This window comes from Streptomyces lanatus (assembly GCF_014655715.1).
Lineage (GTDB): Bacteria > Actinomycetota > Actinomycetes > Streptomycetales > Streptomycetaceae > Streptomyces > Streptomyces lanatus.
Genome location: NZ_BNBM01000001.1, coordinates 239190 through 255223 on the forward strand (window position 1 = coordinate 239190; position 16034 = coordinate 255223).

15 protein-coding genes are annotated in these 16034 nt (G+C 71.0%); 7 read left to right on the forward strand and 8 right to left on the reverse strand.

What is annotated here, in order from left to right; translation table 11 throughout:
• Genes IE325_RS01080 through IE325_RS01095 form a run of 4 tightly spaced genes read right to left on the reverse strand, consistent with a single transcriptional unit; the run spans window position 1 to window position 3767 of the window.
• Window positions 1-456: a MaoC family dehydratase gene (locus IE325_RS01080; RefSeq protein WP_190067711.1), complete on the reverse strand. Its 456-nt coding sequence runs from the start codon at window positions 454-456 to the stop codon at window positions 1-3.
• Window positions 453-1964, reverse strand: a complete 1512-nt coding sequence (locus tag IE325_RS01085) for an acyl-CoA synthetase (RefSeq protein ID WP_190067712.1) — start codon at window positions 1962-1964, stop codon at window positions 453-455. Before IE325_RS01085 ends, IE325_RS01080 begins: the two co-directional genes overlap by 4 nt.
• A 10-nt stretch (window positions 1965-1974) precedes the next feature.
• Entirely contained in the window at window positions 1975-2850 is an 876-nt protein-coding gene (locus IE325_RS01090) for an amidohydrolase family protein (protein ID WP_190067713.1), read from the reverse strand.
• Window positions 2850-3767: an SDR family NAD(P)-dependent oxidoreductase gene (locus IE325_RS01095; protein WP_308437609.1), complete on the reverse strand. Its 918-nt coding sequence runs from the start codon at window positions 3765-3767 to the stop codon at window positions 2850-2852. The genes IE325_RS01090 and IE325_RS01095 overlap by 1 nt, the downstream gene beginning before the upstream one ends.
• A 232-nt stretch (window positions 3768-3999) precedes the next feature.
• Here IE325_RS01095 and IE325_RS01100 point away from each other — a divergent pair, with 232 nt between their 5' ends.
• From IE325_RS01100 to IE325_RS01120, 5 genes are all read left to right on the forward strand, one after another.
• Window positions 4000-4425 (forward strand): MarR family winged helix-turn-helix transcriptional regulator, encoded by a 426-nt coding sequence (locus IE325_RS01100; RefSeq protein ID WP_190067714.1) that lies wholly within the window; start codon window positions 4000-4002, stop codon window positions 4423-4425.
• Window positions 4422-5195 (forward strand): IclR family transcriptional regulator, encoded by a 774-nt coding sequence (locus tag IE325_RS01105; protein WP_190067715.1) that lies wholly within the window; start codon window positions 4422-4424, stop codon window positions 5193-5195. Before IE325_RS01100 ends, IE325_RS01105 begins: the two co-directional genes overlap by 4 nt.
• Window positions 5196-5388: 193 nt before the next feature.
• Entirely contained in the window at window positions 5389-6582 is a 1194-nt protein-coding gene (locus IE325_RS01110) for a sensor histidine kinase (RefSeq protein WP_190067716.1), read from the forward strand.
• The gene (locus IE325_RS01115) at window positions 6579-7247 is read left to right on the forward strand and encodes a response regulator (protein ID WP_190067717.1); all 669 of its coding nucleotides are present in this window, start codon (window positions 6579-6581) and stop codon (window positions 7245-7247) included. Before IE325_RS01110 ends, IE325_RS01115 begins: the two co-directional genes overlap by 4 nt.
• A gap of 130 nt (window positions 7248-7377) precedes the next feature.
• On the forward strand, window positions 7378-9483 hold the full coding sequence (locus IE325_RS01120; RefSeq protein ID WP_190067718.1) for an MMPL family transporter: 2106 nt from the start codon (window positions 7378-7380) through the stop codon (window positions 9481-9483).
• 43 nt (window positions 9484-9526) lie between these two features.
• Here IE325_RS01120 and IE325_RS01125 read toward each other — a convergent pair whose 3' ends face one another.
• Window positions 9527-9808 carry a DUF1905 domain-containing protein gene (locus tag IE325_RS01125; protein WP_190067719.1) on the reverse strand — a complete coding sequence of 94 codons (282 nt, stop codon included), beginning with the start codon at window positions 9806-9808 and terminating at the stop codon, window positions 9527-9529.
• Window positions 9809-9982: 174 nt separating this feature from the next.
• Here IE325_RS01125 and IE325_RS01130 point away from each other — a divergent pair, with 174 nt between their 5' ends.
• Window positions 9983-11368 carry a glycoside hydrolase family 16 protein gene (locus tag IE325_RS01130; RefSeq protein ID WP_190067720.1) on the forward strand — a complete coding sequence of 462 codons (1386 nt, stop codon included), beginning with the start codon at window positions 9983-9985 and terminating at the stop codon, window positions 11366-11368.
• 57 nt (window positions 11369-11425) lie between these two features.
• Here IE325_RS01130 and IE325_RS01135 read toward each other — a convergent pair whose 3' ends face one another.
• From IE325_RS01135 to IE325_RS01145, 3 genes are all read right to left on the reverse strand, one after another.
• Window positions 11426-11833 carry a spore germination protein GerW family protein gene (locus IE325_RS01135; protein ID WP_229911604.1) on the reverse strand — a complete coding sequence of 136 codons (408 nt, stop codon included), beginning with the start codon at window positions 11831-11833 and terminating at the stop codon, window positions 11426-11428.
• A 108-nt stretch (window positions 11834-11941) separates the two neighbouring features.
• Window positions 11942-12721 carry a maleylpyruvate isomerase family mycothiol-dependent enzyme gene (locus tag IE325_RS01140; protein ID WP_190067722.1) on the reverse strand — a complete coding sequence of 260 codons (780 nt, stop codon included), beginning with the start codon at window positions 12719-12721 and terminating at the stop codon, window positions 11942-11944.
• 160 nt (window positions 12722-12881) lie between these two features.
• Window positions 12882-13772 (reverse strand): helix-turn-helix domain-containing protein, encoded by an 891-nt coding sequence (locus tag IE325_RS01145; RefSeq protein WP_373315091.1) that lies wholly within the window; start codon window positions 13770-13772, stop codon window positions 12882-12884.
• Between the two features lie 186 nt (window positions 13773-13958).
• On the opposite strand from IE325_RS01145, the gene tkt reads away from it, so the two are divergent.
• Window positions 13959-16034 carry a transketolase gene (gene tkt / locus IE325_RS01150; RefSeq protein WP_190067724.1) on the forward strand — a complete coding sequence of 692 codons (2076 nt, stop codon included), beginning with the start codon at window positions 13959-13961 and terminating at the stop codon, window positions 16032-16034.

The following is a 16034-nucleotide window of genomic DNA, read 5'->3' on the forward strand; positions in this document are numbered from 1 at the left end:
TCAGGCGTAGAACCGCGACAGGCTCTGCAGGACGGCGGCGGGCTTCCCGCCGCCGTCGATCTCTATGGTGCCGTCGACGGTGATCTGCACCCCGCCCGGCACGTCCTCGACCTCCGCCAGCCTCCCGGCCAGGCGGATGCGTGAGCCGACCTTGACCGGGGAGGGGAAACGCACCTTGTTCAGGCCGTAGTTGACCTTCGTGGTGACGCCCTGGACGTCGAGCAGTTCGGTGAACAGGGGGATGAAGAGGGAGAGCGTGAGATAGCCGTGGGCGATGGGAGCGCCGAAGGGGCCCTCGGCGGCCTTCTCCGGGTCGACGTGGATCCACTGGTGGTCGCCGGTGGCGTCGGCGAAGGTGTCGATGCGCTCCTGGGTGACCTCGATCCACTCGCTGGTGCCCAGGTCGCTTCCGGCCAGCTTCTTCAGTTCGTCGAGGCCGTTCACTGTGATGGTCATGTGGTTCCTTGGTTCTTGCCGTACCGGGTACGGACACGGGACTTGAGGAGCTTTCCGGAGGCGGTGCGCGGGAGTTCGTCCGCGAGGACCACCGATTTGGGGATCTTGTACTTGGCGAGCCGGCCGGCCAGGGAGGCGAGCACCTCGGCGGGATCCAGGACCGCGCCCTCGCGCGGGACCACGACCGCGCGCGGCACCTCGCCCCACTTGTCGTCGGGGACGCCGATGACCGCGCACTCGACGATGTCGGGGTGGGCGAGGAGGAGGTCCTCGATCTCGGCGGGGTAGATGTTCTCGCCGCCCGAGATGATCATGTCCTTGATGCGGTCGACGATGAAGACGTAGCCGTCCTCGTCGACGCGGGCCGCGTCGCCGGTGCGGAACCAGCCGTCGGCGAAGGCGGCGGCCGTCTCCTCGGGCAGTCCCCAGTAGCCGGACATCACGGCCGGGCCGCGCACCACCACCTCGCCGTTCTCGCCGGTGTCGACCGGTGTGAGGTCGGGCCGCAGAACCCGTACGTCGGCGAAGAAGTGCGGCACGCCTGCCGAGCCCGCTTTGCTGACGGAGTGCTCCCCGTCGAGGAAGCACACGCCGAGCGCCTCGGTCATGCCGTAGCCCTGAAGGAACGTCAGACCGCGCGCCTGGTACGCCTCGATGAGCGGCGTCGGCACCGGTGCGCCGCCGCAACTGAGCATGCGCAGGCTGGACAGGTCCGCCTCCGGCCAGCGCGGATGGCGGGCGAGCTGCTCGAACATCGCCGGCACCCCGAACATGTAGGTGATCCGGTGCTTTGCCACGAGGTCGAGGGTGTCACCCGGGTCGAATGCCTCGACCAGGACGCAGGTTCCCCCCTTCAGCAGCACGGGCAGCGTCAGCACGGTCAGGCCCGCGATGTGGAAGAGCGGCGCGGAGACCAGGGCCCGCTCGTCGGCGTGGAGGTCCTTGTCGATGAGGAAGTTGACCGCGTTCCAGGTCGCGTTGGCATGCGAGAGCATCGCGCCCTTGGGGCGGCCCGTCGTGCCGGAGGTGTACAGGATCAGGCAGGTGTCATCGGCGGCGACCGGCTCGTCGATGGGCTCGTCCGGCGCCTCGGCGAGTGTCGCCTCGTACTCGGCGCCGACCTCCAGGTACGTCCGGACGTCGGTGCTGCCGGGCAGCCCGGCGACGAGCCCCGTGTGTGAGGGGCCGTAGACGACGATCTTGGCGCCGGAGTCGGAGAGCTGGTACGCGATCTCGGGTCCGGCCAAGCGGGTGTTGAGGGGCACGAAAACCGCGCCGAGGGTGCCCGCCGCGAACAGCGTCTCCAGGAAGGAGGGGTGGTTGGGGCCGAGATAGGCGATACGGTCGCCGCGCCTGAGGCCCCGGGCGCGCAGCGCGTGGGCGAGCCGGGTGGTGCGTGTGTACAGCTCGGCGTAGCTGATGGCCGTGCCGCCATGGATCAGGGCGGTGCGGTGGGGTGTCTTGCGGGCCCGGCGTGCGGGCCATGACCCCAGTCCCTCGTTGCGCATGTCACGCCCCTTACGGTTTCGTCAGCCCGAGGAGCCGGGCCGCGTTCTCCTTGAGGATCTTCGGTCTGACCTCGTCCTTGATCGACAGCTTGGCGAAGTCGGCGAGCCAGCGGTCGGGGGTGAGGACGGGGAAGTCGGAGCCGAAGAGGACCTTGTCCTTCAGCAGTGTGTTCGCGTACTGCACCAGTTGGGGCGGGAAGTACTTCGGCGACCAGCCGGAGAGGTCGATATGGACGCCCGGCTTGTGGGTGGCGACCGCGAGGGCCTCGTCCTGCCAGGGGAAGGACGGGTGCGCCAGGATGATCTTCAGCTGGGGGAAGTCGGCGGCCACGTCGTCCACATGGAGCGGGTTGGAGTACTTGAGGCGGATCCCGCCGCCGCCCGGCACTCCCGCGCCGATGCCCGTCTGGCCGGTGTGGAACAGGGCGATGGTGCCCGTCTCCTCGATCACCTCGTAGAGGGCGTACGCCACCGAGCGGTCGTTGGGGAAGAAGCCCTGGACGCTGGGGTGGAACTTGAAGCCCTTCACCCCGTACTCCTCGACCAGGCGCCGCGCCTGCCTCACGCCCGCCTTCCCCCGGAAGGGGTCGATGGACGCGAAGGGGATGAGGACATCGGCGTTTGCTGCGGCGGCCTCGGCGACCTCCTCGTTCGGGACCGGTGCCGTGCCCGTCGCGGACTCGGCGTCGACCGTGAAGATGACGGCGGCCATCTTCCGCTCGCGGTAGTAGGCGGCGGTCTCCTCAAGGGTCGGCTTCCGCTTGCCCTCCACCTTGAAGTAGGCGGAGGAGGCGTCGTGCAGTTCGTCGTCCAGGGAGGAGTGGCCCTTGGAGGAGACCTCCGCGTGGGTGTGGACGTCGATCGCGACCAGCTCGTCCAGATCCATCACGCCTCCGGGAACTTGGGCGCCGGGACACCGACCGACTGGAGCTCGGCGCCGACCGAGGTGGGCCAGACGTCGGCCAGGGTGTCGGGGGTCCAGCCGCCGTCCGCGAAGGCCGCCGCGATCTCCTGCGGATGCGACCAGAGTGCCACCTTGTCGCCGCCGATGCCGATGGCCTGGCCGGTGATGCCGCGGGCCGCCTCGGAGGCGAGGAAGGGCACGAGGGCGGCGCAGTCCTCGGGGGTGCCGAAGCCCTCGCCCTTGCGCAGGAAGTCCGGGAACGGCTGCCCGTTCTTCAGGGCCTCGACGTACGGGGCGAAGGCGGGGATGGTCTCGGTCATCGCGGTCGCGGCGACCGGCACGATCGCGTTGACGGTGATGTTCGCGCGGCCCAGCTCCATCGACCAGGTGCGGGCGAAGGCGGCGATGCCGGCCTTGGCGGCGGAGTAGTTGGTCTGCCCGAAGTTGCCGCGCTGCCCGGCCGGGGAGCCGACCAGGATCAAGGTGCCGCCCTCGCCCTGCTCGCGCATACGGACGGCGGCGGCGCGGGCGCAGGTGAAGGTGCCCTTGAGATGGGTGGTGATCACCGCGTCGAAGTCGTCGTCGGTCATCTTCCACAGGACCCTGTCGCGCAGGATGCCCGCGTTGGTGACCAGGACGTCCAGCCGCCCGAACTCCTCGACCGCACGGGCGACGAGCCGGTCCGCGGCCTCGGTCGTGCCGACCGGGACGACCTCGGCGACGGCGGTGCCGCCCGCCTCGCGGATGGACTTCACGGCCGCCTCCGCCACGGCCTCGTCGACGTCGTTGACGACCACGGAGGCGCCATGGGCGGCCAGTGCGTGGGCGTAGGCGAGGCCGAGGCCCCGGCCGCTGCCGGTGACGACGGCGGCCTTGCCGGTGAGATCGATGCTGGGCACGGGCGGGTCCCTTCGAGGAGAGGTGCGCTGCGAGGTGCACTGCGAGAGGTGCACTGCGAGATCGAAGGTAAGAACAATAATTGTCGACGTCAATAGTTGTTGGCGAGGCACCTTTGCGTCATGCTGAGTGCTGTACGTACGCCCGCCCCACGCCGGGGCCTCGACCAGGGAGCCCGCCATCGCCAGCCGGCCGACGACGAACCCCGCACCGATCGACGCCGATGAACCGTGGATGCGGGCACTGCACGCGGACACGGGCTATCTGCTGTACCGCCTCGGTCTGCGCTCCGGCCAGCTGTTCAACTCCTTCCTCCAGGAGTCCGGCCTGCGGCTTCGGCACTACGCGGTGCTTCGCCTCCTCGCCACCACGCCGGGCGCGCTCCAGCGTGAGCTGAGCGCCTCGCTCGGCTACGACCCGAGTGCGATCGTCGGCCTCGTCGACGACCTGGAGAAGCTGGGCTTCGCCGAGCGGCGCCCCTCCCCCGACGACCGCCGCAGCCGGATCATCGTGCTCACCGACGGCGGCCGGGCCTTCCTGCGGGACACCGACGAGGCCGGACAGCGCGTCACCAATGAGCTGGTCGGCCCCCTGGACGCCACCGAACGCGAGCAGCTGCACGCGCTGCTCCAGAGAGTCGCCGAATCCGGACTGGCGTGACGGCATCCGATCCGCCCCCCGCGCGTTCCGCGCCCGACCGGCTGCTGTCGGTGCTCGGGGCCTTCGACCTGGAGCATCCGGCGCTGTCCCTGACGGACATCGGCCGGCGGGCCGGGCTGAGCCTGAGCACCGCGCACCGGCTGGTGGCCGCGCTCACCGAGTGGGGCGCGCTGGAGCGGGACGAGGCCGGGCTCTACCACGTCGGGCTACGGCTGTGGGAGCTCGCGGCACTCGCACCGCGCGGCCCGGCACTGCGGCAGATCGCGCTGCCCTATCTGGAGGACCTGTACGAGGCGACGCACGAAAACGTGCAGTTGGCGGTCCAGGACGGGCCCGAGGTCGTCTACATCGAGTGGCTGTCGGGACGGTCGGCGGTCGGCGTGCACATCCGCGTCGGCGCACGCTGGCCCCTGCACGCCACGGGCGTCGGGCTGGCCCTGCTCGCGCACACCGACCCGGAGTTCCAGGAGGAGTACTGCGCCGGCCCGCTTGCCTCCTTCACGCCGTACACCGTCACCGACCCGACCCGGCTGCGCCGCATGCTGGCCGACGTACGCCGCGCGGGGGTGGCGGTGAGCACCCGCCAGGTCACACCCGACGCCCTGTCCGTGGCGGCACCGGTACGGGGGCCGGGCGGGTCGGTGGTCGCGGCCGTGTCGGTGGTGGTACCGGAGGCGGAGGCCCAGGTGCCGGTGCTGGGGCCGGCGGTGAGGTTGGCGGCGCGGGGGATATCGCGGGGGTTGGGGTGGCGGCCGGAGAAGGGGACGTAGGGGCAGCGCCCCTGAGGGGCGCGGGGCTGTATCAAATTGCGGCTCCGCCGCGTGGGCGCGACAAGCCACAACGAGCCCGCAGCCGCCCAACACGACCCAGCCACCCTCCCCCTCCGGCGGATATCCCTCTCACCGGTGAGGCCGACGCACAACCCCCTCGCGATACTGAAAGGGCCGCCCCGAGGAGCCGCCCGTGTCCGCTCGTTCCTGGATCTCCCCCGTCGCCGAGCGCCTGCGCACGACCAACCCGTACGTCGTCGACTCGGCGCTCGCCGCGCTCGTGCTGTTCGCCGCCTCGCTCCAGTGGATCTTCCCCGACGAGGGCGACGACCGTCTGACCTGGCAGGGCTGGCTGATCGGCGCTGCCACGGCACTGCCGCTGGTGTGGCGGCGCAGAGCCCCCTTCGTCACCGCGTGCGCCGTGTCCGTCGCCACCCCCGTGCAGGCGATCTACCACGCCCCGCCACCCGACGTGATGTACGGCGGCATCGTCGTCCTGTACACGATCGCCACCCTCGGCAGGCCCTGGCAGCGGCGCGCGATGCTGGTCGGCTGGCTGGTCGGGGTCTCCCTCACGATGCTGCACAAGGAGGACCCGCAGCCCTTCGAGTACGCCTTCCACCTGCTGAGCGTGGTGTGCGCGTACGGCTTCGGCGTGCTCGCCCGGGTGCAGCGGGCGTACACCGCCGAGCTGGAGGACCGGGCCCACCGCCTGGAGCGGGAGCGGGCCGCCGACACCGCGCGGGCCATCGCGCAGGAGCGGTCCAGGATCGCCCGGGACATGCACGACGTCCTCGCGCACGCGGTGAGCCTGATGGTGGTGCAGGCCGAGGCCGGGCCGGTGGTGGTGCGCAGCGATCCGGCGCGCGCGGAGGCCGCGTTCGACGCGATCGCCGGTGCCGGGCGGGACGCGATGGCCCAGCTGCGGCGGATCCTCGGCGTGCTGAAGGAGCCGCGGGGCGACGGCGGTGCGTGGCGGCTGCCGCAGCCGGGCGTGGCCGAGTTGCCGGGCCTGGTCCGCCAGGTCGGCGAGTCCACGGGACTGCGCGTGGAGGTGCGCACCTCCGGCGCACCCCGTGCGCTGCCCCAGGACACCGAGGTCGCCGCCTTCCGTGTGATCCAGGAGGCCCTCACCAACACCGTCAAGCATGCCCGGGCCTCCTCCGCTACCGTCGAACTCGACTGGACGGAGGACGAGTTGACACTGACGGTCACGGACGACGGGCAGGGCCCGGGTTCCGGTCACGGCGGCCACGGGCTCATCGGCATCCGGGAGCGGGCCGCGGCCTGCGGGGGAAGCGCGCGGGCCGGGCGCGGACCGGAGGGCGGTTTCCAGGTGGTCGTACGGCTCCCCGCGGCCGTCGACCGGGAGGCGGCCCTCGGATGAGCATCCGGGTGGTGGTCGCCGACGACCAGGAACTGGTGCGGGCCGGCTTCAGCATGATCCTGGAGGCGCAGGCCGACATCGAGGTGGTCGCGGAGGCCGGCGACGGCGCCGACGCGGTCGCCGCGGTGCAGCGGCACACGCCCGACGTGCTGCTCCTCGACATCCGGATGCCGGTCATGGACGGTCTGGAGGCGGCCCGGCGGGTGTGCGGGCAGTCGAGCTGCAAGGTGGTCATGCTGACCACGTTCGACCTGGACGAGTACGTGTACGACGCGCTGTGCGCGGGCGCCAGCGGCTTCCTGCTCAAGGACGTACGGCGCGACGACCTCGTGCACGCCGTGCGGGTCGTGGCCGCCGGGGACTCGCTGCTCGCACCGACGGTGACCCGGCGGCTGGTCGCGGACATCGTGCGGCGCCGCCGCGAGGAGGCCGCCGCCGAGGCCACCCCGCAGCGCCTGGACGTCCTGACCGCGCGTGAGGTGGAGACGCTGCGGCTGCTGGCGCGCGGGCTGTCCAACTCCGAGATCGCCACAACCCTGTTCGTCAGCGAGCACACGGTGAAGACCCATGTCAGCAATGTGCTGGGCAAGCTCGCTCTGAGGGACCGGGTGCAGGCGGTGATCTGCGCCTACGAGACGGGCCTCGTGACCCCGGGATCCCCCTAGCGAGTGAGATCCGGGCGCTCCTCCCCCGTGCGACGGAGGCCCGCAAACCGCTCCCACCGGCGATCCGGTGACCACCCCCACGGCGCGAGTCTGAGGGCGATGGCAACCGACCGTCCTGCCGGGAGGGACCGTGCTCACCACGCTCGCCCGGGCGGCTACCCGCCGCCCGCTCACCGTCATCGTCCTGTGGGTGCTCTTCCTGCTGCTCGGCTTCGGCCTCGGCACGGGCGTCTTCAGCCGCCTCTCCGACAATGTGGCCGACATCCCGGGCACCGAGTCCGAGGCCGCCGCGCAGTACCTCGACCGCTCCGACCCCGCCGGGGAGTCGATCACCGGCGTCGTCGAGAGCACCGCCGTCTCCGACCCCGCGCTGCGGGCCCAGGTCGAGCGGGCCGTCGCCGACGTGCGGGCCCTCGACGGGGTGGCCGCCGTGCCCGACCCGTACGCCACTCCTGGCCTCACCGCCGAGGACGGGCGGGCCCTGATCATCCCCGTCACCCTCGAAGGCGGGCTCGACGACACCGCCGAGGAGGACGCCGTGAACGCGGCGGCCGAGCGGATCCGGCAGATCGACGCGCCCGAAGTGCGGGTCAGCGGCGGCCCGTTGCTGGGCACGCAGATCGGTGAGCGGGCTCAGGAGGACGTCCGGAACGCGGAGTTGATCTCCCTGCCGGTCGTGCTGGCCCTGCTGCTCGTGGTGTTCGGCGGGCTGCGCGCGGCGGCGCTGCCCCTGGTGATCGCGGTCAGCGGGATCGCGGGGGCGTTCCTCGCGCTGTTCCTGTTCAGCGAGGTCACCGACATCTCCGTGTACGCGATCCAGGTGACCACGATGCTGGGACTCGGACTCGCCGTGGACTACGGCCTGTTGATGGTGGTCCGCTTCCGTGAGGAGCGCCGGAGCACCGAGGACGTGGTGGAGGCGGTGCACCGTACGGTCGCGGCGGCCGGCCGGACCGTGCTGTTCTCCGGGCTCACGGTCGCGGTCAGTCTGACCGGGCTGCTGGTGTTCCCGAGCGTGTTCCTGCGGAGCATGGGCCTTGCCGTGGCGGCCGTGGTGGTCGTCGACATGCTGGCCGCGCTCACACTGCTGCCGGCGCTCCTGGCGAGGTTCGGGGGGAGGATCGCCCCGGCGAAGGTCCGTCCGGGGCGCGAGGAGGGCCACGTCTTCGCCCGCCTGGCCCGCTTCTCGGCCCGCCGCCGGGTCGCCGTGGTGGCCACCGTCGTACCGGTCCTGCTGGTCCTGGCACTGCCCGTCACCGGCATGACCATCAACCTCGGCGACGCCAAGCAACTGCCGTCGAGCACCGAGGCACGGCAGCTGTACGACACCCTCGACGCGCACTTCCCGCCGGGCACCGGCGTCTCCCCGATCACCGTCGTGCTGAAGCCGGGCGCGCAGACGGGGACCGTCGACCGGATCCGTGCCCTGTCCCCGGCGGTCGAGTCCCACCCGTTGCCCGGCGGGACGACGGTCCTCCGCGTCCGGCCACCGGGCAGCGTGGACGGCCCGGAGGCCACCGCCCTGGTCGAGCGGATACGGGACGTCCGCGGCGACGAGCCGATCGAGGTCACCGGTCCTGCCGCCCGCCTGGTCGACTTCCGGGAGATGCTCGCCGAACGGGCGCCCTGGGCCGCGGTCACCGTCCTGGCCGGCATCTTCGCCCTGCTCTTCGCCTTCACCGGCTCCCTGCTGATCCCGCTGCGCACCATCCTCACCACGCTGCTCAGCCTGGGCGCCGCGCTCGGCGTCGTGGTGTGGGTCTTCCAGGACGGGCACCTGGCCGGGCTGCTCGGCGGCGAGGGCCTGGACGCGCTGAGCCTGACCGCGCCGCCGCTGATCGTGGCGATCGCCTTCGGACTGGCCATGGACTACGAGCTGTTCATCCTGGCCCGGATGCGCGAGGCACGGCAGCGTACCGGCGACGACCAGGAGGCCGTGGTCACCGGACTGCGCCGCTCCGGGCGCGTGGTCACCTGCGCGGCACTGCTCCTCGCGGTGGTGTTCGGCGCCTTCATGACGGGCGGCTTCGCACCGATCCTCCAGATCGGCCTGGGCCTGACCCTCGCGGTGCTGATCGACGCGACGGTCGTACGCATGCTGCTGGTCCCGGCGACGATGTCGCTGCTCGGCCGCCGCGCCTGGTGGGCACCGACGGCGCTGCGCCGGGCGCACGACCGGTTCGGGCTGCGGGAGGAGACACCGACACCCGCGCCCCGCGTGACGACGAAGGCCTGACGCCTCCGGAACTCAGGCACCGGCACCTCACCCGTGCCGGTGCCTAGAGGCGCACGGTCATCTCCACGGCCACGTCGTCACCCGACCCGAGCCGCCCCCGCACCGCCTTCTTCAACGGCAGCAGATACCCGCCGTCCTTGGGGAAGAGCGACGTCTCGAAGGCCACCTCGCCGATCCTCGCCTCGACCGGGATCACTCCCCACCCGTAGGTCGCCATCGCCGCCACCTCCCGGATGTCGGCGGACTCCTCGTCCGGCACCCGGACGAAGTAGTACGGCGCCGGGCCGCGCCATTCGATCACCGCGCCGGTGAAGACGAGTTCCATGCGGTCGGGGTCCCTTCTCCCATGCTCACGTCTTCATAGGGTGAACTTGTGCGTGACGCAAGGGATTTCTCTGCTTCACCTCTTGACGGCCGGAACGGCGAAGAGCACATTGGCGACACTTTGAGAGCGCTCTCAGACGTACTCCCCACTCCGTACACCGAGAGGCAGCACCCCATGAGCGACCCCTCCGGCATACATCGCAGACGCCGCTCCCCACGGCGTGCGCTGCTCGCCGTGCTCGGCACGCTCGGTCTGATGGCCGCCGTCGCCGCCCCGTCCGCGAACGCCTCCGCGCCGCCGCCCCCGTCCGGCTGGACCCAGGTCTTCCTGGACGACTTCAACGGCGCCGCGAACACCGGCGTGAACACCTCCAACTGGCAGTACGACATCGGCACCTCGTATCCCGGCGGCCCCGCCAACTGGGGCACCGGCGAGGTCGAGACGATGACGAACAGCACCGACAACGTCTCGCTCGACGGCAACGGCAACCTCCGCATCACCCCGTTGCGGGACTCCGCCGGCCGCTGGACCTCGGGCCGGATCGAGACCGTGCGCACCGACTTCCAGCCCCCGGCGGGCGGCAAGCTGCGCATCGAGGGCCGTATCCAGATGCCCAACGTCACCGGCACCGCCGCCGAGGGCTACTGGCCGGCCTTCTGGACGCTGGGCGCGCCCTATCGCGGCAACTACCAGAACTGGCCGAGCGTCGGCGAGCTGGACATCATGGAGAACGTCCAGGGCATGAACCGGGTGTGGGCCACGATGCACTGCGGCACCAACCCGGGCGGCCCGTGCAACGAGACCACCGGACTAGGCAATTACACGGCGTGCCCGGGCTCGACATGCCAGTCGGGCTTCCACACCTACACGATGGAGTGGGACCGCTCGGTGAGCCCCGAGACGATCCGCTTCTACGTCGACGGCACCCAGTTCCACTCGGTCAACGCGGGCCAGATGGACGCGGCGACCTGGTCCAACGCCACCAACCACGGCTTCTTCATCATCCTGAACGTGGCGATGGGCGGCGCCTTCCCGGACGCCCTCGGCGGCGGCCTGGACGGCGACACCCAGCCCGGCCGTCCGATGGTCGTGGACTATGTCCAGGTGCTGTCCAGTGGGAGCGGTACCACGCCCCCGCCGACAGGCAACCGTGACGCCTACAGCGCCATCCAGGCCGAGTCCTACGACGGCCAGGGCGGCGTGAGCACCGAGTCCACCGCCGACTCGGGTGGCGGACAGAACATCGGTGCCGTCGCCAACGGCGACTGGGCGCTGTACCGGGGTGTCGACTTCGGTTCCGCCGCGGCCACCCAGTTCGTCGCCCGGGTGGCGAGCGGTGCGGCGGGCGGCGTCAGCGGTCTGGTGGAGGTGCGCCTGGACAGCCGTACCAACGCGCCGGTTGGCAGTTTCGCGGTGGGCAACACGGGTGGCTGGCAGTCGTGGCGGACGATCCCGGCGAACATCAGCGGGGTGACCGGCACGCACGACGTGTATCTCACCTTCACCAGCGGCCAGCCCGCGGACTTCGTGAACGTGAACTGGTTCAACTTCGGTCGCTAAGTGCTCCACTGGTGGGGGCCGCACGCCGCAAGGGTGCGGCCCCCGCCTTCGGTGCGTTCAGCGGCGGCGCCGGAGTGCCTGGACCGCCTTCGGGAGGGCGATGCCGAGGACGAGGGCGGCAAGGGGGAGGCCGATCTGGCCCCAGGTGCCCCAGCCGGTCCGGATGGGCCGGTAGGCGGTGACGCCGTCCTTGATCTCGATGTAGCCGACGGGCTTGGCCTCGACCCCTCCCCCGCCTCCTCCGCCGTCCCCGACCTTGACACCCTCTGCCGTGCGCCCCGCCCCGCCGCCGAAGCCGAAGCCGACCTTGGCGACCGGGATGACGGTGATGCCGTCCGCCGTGACGGGTTCGCCGTAGACAGCGGTGACCGAGGCGCGGCCGCCGAGCTTTTCGGCGAGGCGTTCCACCAGGGTGACGGAGGCATTGGCCGCCGCGATGTCGGTGTCCGGCGGGGACACGGGCATGTGGTCCTCTTTGCCTTCGTTCTTGTCTTCTGCTTTTTCTTCGTGGGCGGTCATGCTGGTTTCGTAGGCATACGGGAACCCCCTGTCAAGGCGCCCCGCCGCCACGTCCTATTCCTCCGGCTCCCAGGCCTCGAGCAGGTCGAAGTGGCGTCGGTCGCCGTCGACTTTCAGGGAGTCCACCGGAATACGGCTGTACAGCGCGAGGACCAGCTCACCGGCCGTGCCCCGGACCGAGGTCGAGGCGGCGGCAGCGGCGTCCGGCGTGGTGAGACGGGTGGAGTGTGCGCCCTCCGCGGAGAGCGAGAGGCGCCAGGAGTGGCCCTCGGTGGCGTGGAAGTCGATGACCGCGGGCTCGTGCGGCCAGGGGCTCGGCGTCGCGACGCAGGTGGTCAGGAACTCGTCGACACCGTCGAGGGCCGCCTCGTCCGGCAGCGGCTGCGGAGCGCCCACGGTGATCTGGGCGTCGTAGGTGTGCACCACGACCTCCTGGACCTGATGCCGGGCGACGGCACCGGAGTTCTGCGGCGACTCCGAGGCACCCCACCAGGTCCAGCAACCGCGATCCGGACCGGCCTCGCGCAGCGCGCTCAGCAACAGCGCCGTCGCCTCGGCGGACCATGCCAGCAGGGCCTCGCGCTCCCTGGGCGCGGCCGGGGCGTCCTCCGGGGCGGTCCCGGCCGGCCGAGCGTCGGCGGGCCCCGCGGCGACCGTGGCGGCCCAGCGGCGGTGCACCCCGCCCAGATGGTGCGCCAGGTCGAGCAGCGTCCACTCGGGGCAGGTCGGCACCGGCGCATCGAGGCTGGGCGCGGAGGAGACCGCGGCCCGGAACGCGACCGACCGCTCGTCGATCAGCTCCAGCAGGAAAGGGAACTCAAGTATCTTCGCCACGCAGGATGTTTACCATCACGCCCGGACGACCGCCGTTGATTTTTCACCGCCGGCACGGCCTGGTGTGTGTGTTGGCCCGCAGGGAGCAGGCTTCCGAGAGCCCCTGCCTCGACGTCATGGCCTCGCTCTCGCCACCGCCCGTTGACCTACCCCACGCCGGTCAACGAAGCTCCGCCCGGAACGCCGCCGGCGTCATCTCCGTGTGCTGGTGAAAGAACTTGGAGAAGTTCGCCGCGTCCGGAAATCCGACCGCCACTCCGATCCGGCCGATCGGCATGTCGGTGTGGGCGAGGAGTCGCTTCGCCTCCAGAATCACGCGCTTGTCGATGAAGCCCTTGGGCGTGAGCCCGGTCGCGGCGCGGACCGCGCGGACGAGGGTGCGCCGCGAGTATCCGAGTTGATCGGCGTAGGCGCTGACGCTGTGGTTGACGGCGAACCCCTTCTCCACCGCATCCCGGAAGAGCGTGAACGTCGTGTCCCCCTGCTGCCGCGCGGCCTCCGCCGAACTCGCCGCGAGATGGGCCAGCCGCAGCAGGAACGCCGTGAGCGAATGCCGCAGCACCGCCGTGTGCAGGCTCAGCGGCAGGGTGGTCGTGTCCTCGTACTCACGCTGGAGCTGGGCCAGCGCCGAGCGCAGAGCGGTGAGCCGGGCGTCGTCGGGGTGGAGCAGGGGCGGAAGGTCGTAGCGGTAGAGGCCGGTCGCCTCCACCGTGGCACGAGGCAGGAAGCCGGGCTGCATGGTCAGGACGGTGCCCCGGTAGCCGCCGGTCCCCGAGAAACGGTGGACCTGACCCGGCCGGATCCACAGCACGTCACCCGCGTTCGCCTCGTACTCGGCGAAGTCGATCATGTGGCGTACGGGGCCCTCGTCGAAGAGCATCACGATGTGGAAGTCGATGCGGTGCACACGCTCCAGCGGCGCGTCGGCGGCGTGCCAGGTGCGTCCCGCGCCCATCTGGCCGACCTGCATCCCGACGCCCAGGACGCTCAGATCGACCGGGAACGGGAACGTCCGTATCCCGTCGCCGGATTCAGCGCTCACGTCCGTCATATCCGCCATGTCCGTCTCATGCAGTCTCAGTCGCGCAGGCACCCCGCTCAGCCGTGCGCGGCACTCCTCGCGGTGTCCCACTTTCACCACAGCCTGACACACGGCGACCTTCCTTCTCAAAAGTCAGACTTTTACTTTTGAACGCGTTGGACCAGCTACTTCGCTCCGATCGAGGACTTTTTGAAGATGAGCACGCAGACCCCGGACAGTTTCGAATGGACCGAACTCGACCGGCGTGCCGTCGACACGGCCCGCCTCCTCGCGGCCGATGCCGTACAGCAGGTCGGCAACGGCCACCCGGGCACCGCGATGAGCCTTGCCCCGGCCGCGTACACGCTCTTTCAGAAGGTGATGCGGCACGACCCCGCCGACCCCGAGTGGACGGGCCGGGACCGTTTCGTCCTCTCCCCCGGGCACACCTCGCTGACCCTCTACACCCAGCTCTTCCTCGCCGGGTACGAGCTGGAGCTCGACGACCTCAAGTCGTTCCGGACGCAGGGGTCGAAGACGCCGGGCCACCCCGAGTACGGGCACACGGCAGGGGTCGAGACGACGACCGGCCCGCTCGGCCAGGGTGTCGCCAACGCCGTCGGCATGGCGATGGCCGCCCGCTACGAGCGCGGTCTGTTCGACCCGGAGGCTCCCGAGGGCGAGTCCCCGTTCGACCACACCATCTGGGCGATCGTCTCCGACGGCGACCTCGAAGAGGGCGTCTCCGCCGAAGCCTCCTCCCTCGCCGGGCACCAGAAGCTCGGCAACCTCGTCTTCCTCTACGACGACAACCACATCTCCATCGAGGGCGACACCGCGACCGCGTTCTCCGAGGACGTGCTGAAGCGCTACGAGGCGTACGGCTGGCACGTCCAGCGGATCGAGCCCGCGCTCGGCGGTGACATCGACGTGGCCGAGCTGTACGCGGCGCTCAAGGCGGCGCAGGCCGAGACCGAGCGCCCCTCGATCATCGCGATGCGCACCATCATCGCGTGGCCCGCCCCCAACGCGCAGAACACCGAGACCTCCCACGGCTCCGCCCTCGGCGCCGACGAGATCGCCGCCACCAAGCGCATCCTCGGCTTCGACCCCGAGCAGTCCTTCGAGGTCGCCGACGAGGTCCTCGCCCACTCCCGCCGCACCCTGGACCGGGGCGCCGAGGCACACGCCGCCTGGGACAAGCGGCTCGGCGCCTGGCGCGCCGCCGACCCCGAGCGCGCCAAGCTGTTCGACCGCGTCGTCGCCGGTCAGCTGCCCGAGGGCTGGGAGTCCGCGCTCCCGGTCTTCGAGGAAGGCAAAGCCGTCGCCACACGCGCCGCTTCCGGCAAGGTGCTCCAGGCGCTCGGCGCGATCGTCCCCGAGCTGTGGGGCGGGTCCGCCGACCTCGCCGGGTCCAACAACACCACCATCGACAAGACGAGTTCGTTCCTGCCCAAGGGCAACCCGCTGCCCGAGGCCGACCCCTACGGCCGTACCGTCCACTTCGGGATCCGTGAGTTCTCGATGGCCGCGGAGATGAACGGGATCGCCCTGCACGGCAACACCCGTATCTACGGCGGCACCTTCCTGGTGTTCTCCGACTACATGCGCAACGCCGTGCGCATGTCCGCGCTGATGCAGCTGCCGGTGACGTACGTCTGGACGCATGACTCCATCGGGCTCGGCGAGGACGGTCCGACGCATCAGCCGGTCGAGCATCTGGCGTCACTGCGGGCCATCCCGGGCCTGAACATCGTGCGGCCCGCCGACGCCAACGAGACGGCGATCGCCTGGGCCGAGATCCTGCGCCGGCACTCCACCGAACCGGCCCCGCACGGCCTCGCGCTCACCCGCCAGGGCGTGCCGACGTACGCGCCCAACTCCGATGCGGCGAAGGGTGGTTACGTACTCCAGGACTCGTCCACCGGGACCCCGGACGTCGTCCTCATCGCCACCGGTTCCGAGGTCCAACTCGCCGTCGCCGCACGGGAGTTGCTGGAAGCCGAGGGGATCGGTACCCGGGTGGTGTCGATGCCGTCCGTGGAGTGGTTCGAGGAGCAGTCGCGCGAGTACCGCGAGAGCGTACTGCCGCCGGCCGTGAAGGCGCGGGTCGCGGTCGAGGCCGGGATCGGGCTGACCTGGTACCGGTTCGTGGGCGACGCCGGACGCATCGTCTCCCTGGAGCACTTCGGCGCCTCCGCCGATGCGAAGACCCTGTTCGCGGAGTACGGCTTCACGCCCGACCGTGTGGCCGCGGCCGCCCGGGAATCCCTTGCCGCCGCCCGCGGTTGA

Bases quoted from the DNA above. Each gene is read 5' to 3' on its own strand.
- IE325_RS01085 (WP_190067712.1), bottom strand. From the start codon at position 1,964: ATGCGCAACGAGGGACTGGGGTCATGGCCCGCACGCCGGGCCCGCAAG.
- IE325_RS01115 (WP_190067717.1), top strand. From the start codon at position 6,579: ATGAGCATCCGGGTGGTGGTCGCCGACGACCAGGAACTGGTGCGGGCC.
- IE325_RS01145 (WP_373315091.1), bottom strand. From the start codon at position 13,772: ATGACGGACGTGAGCGCTGAATCCGGCGACGGGATACGGACGTTCCCG.
- IE325_RS01135 (WP_229911604.1), bottom strand. From the start codon at position 11,833: ATGCCCGTGTCCCCGCCGGACACCGACATCGCGGCGGCCAATGCCTCC.
- tkt (WP_190067724.1), top strand. From the start codon at position 13,959: ATGAGCACGCAGACCCCGGACAGTTTCGAATGGACCGAACTCGACCGG.
- IE325_RS01090 (WP_190067713.1), bottom strand. From the start codon at position 2,850: ATGGATCTGGACGAGCTGGTCGCGATCGACGTCCACACCCACGCGGAG.
- IE325_RS01080 (WP_190067711.1), bottom strand. From the start codon at position 456: ATGACCATCACAGTGAACGGCCTCGACGAACTGAAGAAGCTGGCCGGA.
- IE325_RS01130 (WP_190067720.1), top strand. From the start codon at position 9,983: ATGAGCGACCCCTCCGGCATACATCGCAGACGCCGCTCCCCACGGCGT.
- IE325_RS01125 (WP_190067719.1), bottom strand. From the start codon at position 9,808: ATGGAACTCGTCTTCACCGGCGCGGTGATCGAATGGCGCGGCCCGGCG.
- IE325_RS01100 (WP_190067714.1), top strand. From the start codon at position 4,000: ATGCGGGCACTGCACGCGGACACGGGCTATCTGCTGTACCGCCTCGGT.